Raw genomic sequence first — 7,110 nt, forward strand, 5'->3', positions numbered from 1 at the left:
AATCTAGAATACGTCCGCGTCGTCCCCTCACCGAATCAGCGCAAGGCAAGCTGTCCGCAGCGTAGAAGTCAGRGTGGATTGGCTTGGGGTCAGATGCGATGTCGGAGCGCCTCGACGACTACGGCCATCGCAGGCGAGAGCTGCCGCCTACTCGGGTAGTAGAGGTGATAGCCCGCAAATGGCTGACTCCAGTCGTCAAGCACCAGCCTGAGGCGTCCGCTGGTGATGTGGTGGCTTACGAGATTTTCCGGGACATAGGCGATCCCGCAACCGCGTATCGCAGCCTCGATCATGGGTATGGACGAATTGAAGGTGAGTTGGCCTTCCACCCGCACGCGAAGGTCGCGCCCATCCCTGGCGAATTCCCAGGCATACAATCCGCCGAAGGTCGCCTGTCGCATGTTTATGCAGTCATGATCGACCAGATCCTGGGGTGCGGTTGGCACCGGATGGTGGGCAAAGTACTCTGGCGAAGCCACGGCCACGAGCCTCCAATCCGGACCGATCCGCACTGCGATCATATCCCTGTCGATGCTCTCGCCGAGCCGCACGCCTGCGTCAAAGCGCTCCTCCACAATGTTCTTCATGCCGTTGTCGCTGTAGAGCTCGACGCGCACGTCGGGATAGTCGCTTAGCACGGGCTGCAGCTTCGGCCAGACAGTCGTCTGGAGCGCATGGTCGGACAGAGTGATGCGGACCGTTCCGGAGGGTTTGTCGCGAAAGGCCACCAGGCTTGCAAGGTCGGCCTTGATTTCCTCGAAGCGGGGAACAAGAGATTGGAAAAGCCGCTCGCCGGCCTCGGTCGGGGCGACACTCCGCGTCGTGCGCGCCAGCAGACGGACTCCAAGACGAGCTTCCAGAATAGGGTCGACTGCGAGGTACCGAGCTTGGCCGCCGCCTTGGTGAAGCTGCGCTCGCGGGCGACAGCCACAAACCAGAGCAGATCTTTCATGCCATCGCGCTGCATGGGTCACCTCCAATCGGACATTTATATCATAAGCAGATAAGTCCATGCGAATTACTCAGACTAATAGAATGGGTTCCTCGCGATATATTCCGGGCATGGCGACGAAGAAGGCGACTGATCCGCCCAGCTGCGTTGCAGGGATGCCAACTAATGGAAACGACCTACGACACCCGATTCATCGAAGACCGCGCCGCGTGGGGTGCGGTGCTTTCGATGGCGCTTTGCGTCTTTGTGCTTATCGCGTCGGAATTCATGCCGGTGAGCCTGCTCTCCCCGATCGCGGCCGATCTCGACATCACCGCAGGCCGCACCGGACAGGCGATTTCGATTTCGGGTGCTTTCGCTGTCGTGACCAGCCTGCTGGTTGCCGGCCTCACGCGCCGGATTGACCGCCGGCTGGTCGTGACCGGCTTTACCCTTCTCCTCATCGTCTCCGGGCTCGCTGTCACCTTTGCGCCGAATTACGCGTCCCTCATGGTTGGCCGCGCGCTGCTCGGAATCGCCATCGGCGGCTTCTGGTCGATGTCGACCGCGATCGTCATGCGCCTGATGCCGCAAGACATGGTTCCGAAGTGCCTCGCCATGCTGAACGCTGGCAATGCCCTTGCCGCCACGATTGCCGCACCGCTGGGCAGCTTTCTTGGCGCCTATGTGGGCTGGCGCGGCGCTTTCTTTCTCGTCGTGCCGCTCGGTCTGCTGGCGCTGGTCTGGCAGTGGATCAGCCTTCCTGCGCTGCCCCCGCGCCAGAGGAAACGTCCAGGCAATCCGCTGGCGCTGCTGGGCCGTCTTCCAGTCGCCATCGCCATGGCGTCCATCATGATGCTGTTCATGGGCCAGTTCGCGCTTTTCACCTATCTGCGCCCCTTCCTCGAGAGCGTCACCCAGCTTGATATCGCCGCGCTTTCGGCGATCCTGCTGGCAATGGGGCTGGCGGGGGTCCTCGGTACCTGGTGCGTCGGCCGGCTTTTGCGGACGCGCCTGTTCGGCATTCTCATAATCATCCCCCTGGTCATGGCCGCGCTAGCAGTTGCGCTCGTTGCCTTCGGTGCCTCGCCAGTTCCCACAGCGCTGCTGCTCGTTGCCTGGGGTTTCTTCGGCACGGCCGCGCCCGTTGGCTGGGGCACGTGGCTCAGCCGCACTTTGCCGGACGACGCGGAGGCTGGCGGCGGGCTGCAGGTCGCCGTCATCCAGCTCGCCATCACCGGGGGCGCGGCCCTCGGCGGCACGCTCTTCGATACGGTCGGCTGGTGGGGAGCGTTCACTTTTGCCTCGATGTTGCTCTGCGGATCGGCGCTCGCCGCCTTCGCCGCAGCGCATATAGCCCGGAGATCCTCGCAATGATCATCGAGCATGCGACGCTCAGCCGCCGGACATTGCTCGGCGCCGCGCTCGCGGTGGCGGCCTCGCCGCGCGCAGCCGCCAGCCAAGAGGGCAAGGCCCCAGCCAGCCGGGAGCCCACCGACATGAAGATAAGGATGACTTTTAACGGCCGCGCAATGACCGCGACGCTCTACGACAATCCGTCGGCGCGCGACTTCTTCGCCATGCTGCCGCTGGACCTCAAGATCGAGGACTACGCGCGTAACGAGAAGATCGCCTATCTGCCGCGCAAGCTAACGGAGGAGGGAAGCGGTCCGTTCGCCAACGAGCAGCCCTATGACCTCTGCTATTTCATGCCCTGGGGCAACTTGGCAATGTTCTACGCCGACTATCGCCATCCCGGGCTGATCAGGCTCGGCCGATTCGACGAGGGCGAACAGGCCCTGCACATTCGCGGCGAGCTCGCTCCGCATCGAACGCGTTTGATGACACAAAGGAGATCACCATGGACATTGTTCGCGCTGGAACGAGGCCTTCCGGCAAGGGGCCGGCTGATTGGTTCACCGGCACGGTGCGGATCGACCCGCTCTTCAACCCCTTCGACCCCGAGCGGGTGCAGGGCGCGCAGGTAACTTTCGAGCCGGGCGCCCGCACCGCCTGGCACACGCATCCGCTTGGGCAGACGCTGATCGTCACGTCCGGCCTCGCCCGCGTCCAGCGCGAGGGCGGCCCGATCGAGGAGGTCCGGCCCAGCGACGTCGTCTGGGTCGCGCCCGGCGAAAAGCACTGGCACGGCGCGTCGCCGCAGACCGCCATGACCCATATTGCTCTCCAGGAGGTCAAGGACGGTAAGGTGGTGGACTGGCTGGAACATGTCAGCGACGCCGACTACGGCGCCTGACGTCGATTGATCGAAAGGAAAGCAAAATGCTCGCAACCCTTCTTTACAAGCCTGGCGACATCCGCTGCGAGGAAGACGCCGATCCGAAAATCCTGCGCCCGACGGACGCCATCATCAAGCTCTCGGCAAGCTGCATCTGTGGATCGGACCTGTGGCCCTATAGAGGGCTCCAAAACGTAGACGGTCCCATGCATATGGGCCATGAATATTGCGGAATCGTCGTCGAGGTCGGTGCAGAGGTGCGCACGGTGCGTCCCGGCCAGTTCGTCGTCGGCTCGTTCTGCCTCTCCGACAACATCTGCCCGCATTGCCGCTTCGGTTTCCAGTCGTCCTGTGTGCAGCGCGAGTTCATGTCGGGCGCGCAGGCGCCTTATGCCCGCGTGCCGCTGGCCGATGGCACACTGGTCGCCACTGCCGAGGTGCCGTCGGCCGAACTGATTCCTGACCTGCTGGCTGTGTCCGACGTGCTCGGCACCGGCTGGTATGCGGCCGACGCGGCCGAGGTCCGCGAAGGGTCGACGGTGGTGGTCGTCGGCGACGGCGCGGTCGGCCTGATGGGTGTGCTGGCGGCTAGGGAGCTGGGCGCGGAGCGCATCATCGCCATGAGCCGCCACAAGAGCCGTCAGGACCTTGCCCGCGAATTCGGCGCGACCCACATCGTGGCCGAGCGCGGCGAGGAAGGCATTGCGCGCATCAAGGAGCTGACCAAGGGCGTCGGCGCGGACTCCGTGCTGGAATGCGTCGGCACGGGAGAATCTTTCGACCAGGCGCTGGCCTGCGCGCGGCCCGGCGGCACGATCGGCTATGTCGGCGTACCGCATGGCGTGAGCTTCGACGGCCAAAGACTGTTCTTCGGCCAGAAGCGGATGCTGGGCGGCCCGGCGCCGGTTCGCCGCTTCCTGCCAGACCTGATGGACCGCGTACTCAAGGGCAGCATCAAGCCCGGCAAAGTCTTCGACCTCAAGCTGCCGTTGGCCGAGGTCGCCGAAGGCTACCGCGCGATGGACGAGCGCCGCGCGATCAAGGTCATGCTCTCCGTGTGAACGAAGACTGGGAGGACAGCCCGTTCGCGCTCACATCAGATAAGGAACAAAGACATATGACGATGAGATGGAGGATCGCCGCCTTTGCGCTCGCGCTTTCGGCCGCCACGCCGGCCCATTGCGGGGAGTCCCCGATCGTCGGCGCGTGGCGCATGACGTCGCTAGAAGTCGGCGCGGGTGGAAACCTCAAGCTCGTACCGTATTCCGGTCAGGTTATTTTCACCGAGGCCGGCACTCTCTCGGTACAGGCGCAGAATCCCGAGGCCAAGGCGCCCGACACGCCTTACACAAGGAATGGCTACGAAGCCTATTACGGACCCGTCGCCATCAACGACCGGGACAAGACCTTCGTCATCACTGTCGAGTCTTCCCTGGTCCGCAATCTTGACGGGCAAAGCATGAAGCGCAAATTCGACGTCTCGGATAGTAAGCTGGTCCTCACGCCGGACAATCCGGCCGAGGGCTGGCGCGTGACCTACGAGCGCGAGTGATCTGAACAGCCCGGCTCTTAAGGTGCCACCGATGGCCACGATGGCGCGGACCTCAGGCCGAAATGACGCGATGGCGGAACTGTTGCCGATCATGGCGGCTGTCTTCGCCGGCTTCCTGCTGATCGGCCTGGCGCTGCCCGTCCTGCCGCTGCATCTTCACCAGCGGCTCGGTTTCGGTCCCTTCGCCGTCGGGCTGGTGACGGGTAGCCAGTTCGTCGCCTCGATGCTGTCGCGCATTGGAGCCGGAAATTATGCCGATGGCCGCGGCGGCAGGCGGGCCGTCATTATCGGACTCATTGCCGCTGCGCTGGCGGGGTTCATTTATCTCGGCTCGCTGGCATTGCTTGACCGGCCGCTAGTGTCCGCGTCTTGGCTCTTCGCCGGCCGGGCGGTGCTGGGCGCGGCCGAGAGCTTTATCATCACCGGGGGCGTCGCCTGGGGCCTGGCCCTTGCGGGCGGACAGGACTCCGGAAAGGTCATCGCCTGGGTGGGTACGGCGATGTTCGCGGCGCTCGCGCTCGGCGCACCGATCGGATCTGCGCTTTACGCGGCCGTAGGCTTCGCGGCGATCGCTCTCGCGACGCTCGTCCTGCCGCTTGCGACGCTGCTTGCCATCCTGCCGATGCGTAGTGCCAGCCCCGCCGCGAGCACTACGCGGCAATCATGGAAGAGCGTGGCGCGAGCGGTCTGGCTTCCCGGCATCGGAGCCGCTTTCAGCAGCCTCGGCTATGGCGCAATCCTGTCCTTCGGCGCGCTGCTCTTTGCCGAGCGCGGTTGGCAGCCAGTCTGGCTTCCCTTCACCGCCTATGCCGCTTCGCTGATCGCGGCAAGGCTATGCTTCGGCCACCTGCCTGACAGGTTAGGGGGCGCGCGCGTCGCCGTGATCTTCGTGGCGGTCCAGGCCGCAGGGCTGATGTTGATCTGGCTTGCGCCCGGGCCTGTACTCGCCGCCATCGGAGCGGGGCTGACCGGCCTCGGCTATTCGCTGGTCTATCCCGGTCTCGGTGCCGAGGCCGTAAGCAGTCTTCCGCCACGCAGCCGCGGCCTGGCCATGGGATTCTACACCGTCTTCCTCGACTTGGCGCTAGGCTTCGGCAGTCCGGCGCTCGGAATGGTCGCCGCGTCGGCCGGCTTGCAATTCGTCTTCTTCGCGGTCGCGGTGGCAACACTTCCGGCGTTTGGCATCGCTCTGCTGCTGGGACACCATGACGCTCCGCTTTAATGCCGGATGGCTGTACTCGGGATCTCTGACCTACGCTCCGACCCATTTGATCTTGGCCCGAGCGATTTGGAATTCCGAAACAGATGGTCATAGCCTTCGCAATTGCGAGGGGCCATCTGCAATCGGGCCGTCTCTAAGTCTTCCAGCACGGTTGCTATGTAGGTACAGCAGTCACTCCCACAACCTACCAGGCATAGGCCCCCGGCGCTTCGCCGCCGGAGCCTGGCCAAATCTTGTCCAGCCTCATCAGTGTTTCATTCGAAAGCTTCAGCAAGGGTGCCTTCAAGTTCTCGCGGAGCTGCACCACCGTCCGGGGACCGCTGATCACCGCGCTGACAATCGGATTGTGGAGCAACCACGCGAGGGCCACGAGGGCCGGCGCTTCGCCCAGTTCATCGCAGAGCGCTTCATAGGCTTCCAATTGCGGGCGCAGTTCGGCGATCCGCGGTTGAAGCGGCGTCGACGAGCCGTGCCCCTGGGCTGCCCCGCGGAGCACGCCGCCGAGCAACCCAGCGCCGATCGGTCCATAGGGGATGAGGCCCACCCCGTAGTGACGCAGCGCCGGGATCACCTCTAGCTCAATGATACGCTGCGCGAGGTTGTAGAGGCTCTGCTCGGAAGCCAGTCCCAGCAGATTGCGCGACGCGGCCGTGCACTGGGCAGTGGCGATGTCCCAGCCCGGGAAGTTGCTGCTGCCCACGTAGGTGATCTTGCCCTCGCGGATCAGTTGCTCCATCGCCTGCCAGATTTCCTCCCACGGTGTGACCCGGTCGACGTGATGCATCTGGTAGAGATCGATGTGATCGGTTTTCAGCCGCCGCAAGCTGGCTTCGCAGGCCCGTCGGATGTGATAGGCAGACAAGCGGCGATCGTTGGGACCAGAATCCATCGGCTGGTAGACCTTCGTCGCCAATACAATCCGGTTGCGCCGGCCGCCCTGCGCGAGCCAGCGGCCGATGATCTCCTCGGAGGTGCCGTAGCCCTTCTCCATTTCGGGCGATTGCGGGCCTCCATAAACATCCGCCGTGTCGAAGAGATTGATGCCGGCGTCGAGAGCTTCGTCCATGATCGTGACACTGTCCGCCTCATCGATCTGCCAGCCGAATTCCATCGTGCCGAGGGCTATTCGGCTGACCTTGATGCCGGTCCGACCTAGATGAGTGTAA

The 7,110-nt window shown here is 64.0% G+C and carries 6 protein-coding genes and 2 pseudogenes; 6 read left to right on the forward strand and 2 right to left on the reverse strand.

The annotated features are described in order from the left end of the window. Positions 1-89 precede the first annotated feature (89 nt). Positions 90-967 (reverse strand): annotated as a pseudogene (locus tag ACXJ7R_RS20535) (LysR family transcriptional regulator). A gap of 150 nt (positions 968-1,117) precedes the next feature. On the opposite strand from ACXJ7R_RS20535, the gene ACXJ7R_RS20540 reads away from it, so the two are divergent. The 6 genes and pseudogenes from ACXJ7R_RS20540 (at position 1,118) to ACXJ7R_RS20565 (ending at position 5,944) form a co-directional block, all read left to right on the forward strand. Next, positions 1,118-2,308, forward strand: coding sequence for an MFS transporter (locus tag ACXJ7R_RS20540; protein ID WP_457153444.1), 1,191 nt, complete (start codon positions 1,118-1,120; stop codon positions 2,306-2,308). Beyond that, a pseudogene (locus tag ACXJ7R_RS20545) lies at positions 2,305-2,773 on the forward strand (cyclophilin-like fold protein). The gene ACXJ7R_RS20540 and the pseudogene ACXJ7R_RS20545 overlap by 4 nt, the downstream one beginning before the upstream one ends. A 19-nt stretch (positions 2,774-2,792) precedes the next feature. Continuing rightward, positions 2,793-3,188: a (R)-mandelonitrile lyase gene (locus tag ACXJ7R_RS20550; protein WP_457153445.1), complete on the forward strand. Its 396-nt coding sequence runs from the start codon at positions 2,793-2,795 to the stop codon at positions 3,186-3,188. A gap of 26 nt (positions 3,189-3,214) precedes the next feature. Beyond that, positions 3,215-4,231, forward strand: a complete 1,017-nt coding sequence (locus tag ACXJ7R_RS20555; RefSeq protein WP_457153446.1) for a zinc-dependent alcohol dehydrogenase family protein — start codon at positions 3,215-3,217, stop codon at positions 4,229-4,231. 56 nt (positions 4,232-4,287) lie between these two features. Further along, positions 4,288-4,722, forward strand: a complete 435-nt coding sequence (locus ACXJ7R_RS20560) for a lipocalin-like domain-containing protein (protein WP_457153447.1) — start codon at positions 4,288-4,290, stop codon at positions 4,720-4,722. 40 nt (positions 4,723-4,762) lie between these two features. Beyond that, complete coding sequence (locus ACXJ7R_RS20565) at positions 4,763-5,944, forward strand: arabinose transporter (RefSeq protein WP_457153449.1); 1,182 nt, start codon at positions 4,763-4,765, stop codon at positions 5,942-5,944. 184 nt (positions 5,945-6,128) lie between these two features. Here the strand turns inward: ACXJ7R_RS20565 and ACXJ7R_RS20570 are convergent. Further along, on the reverse strand, positions 6,129-7,110 hold a 982-nt coding region (locus ACXJ7R_RS20570), incomplete at its 5' end, for an aldo/keto reductase (protein ID WP_457153448.1).

The sequence above is a fragment of the Mesorhizobium sp. P5_C1 genome, assembly GCF_054049815.1.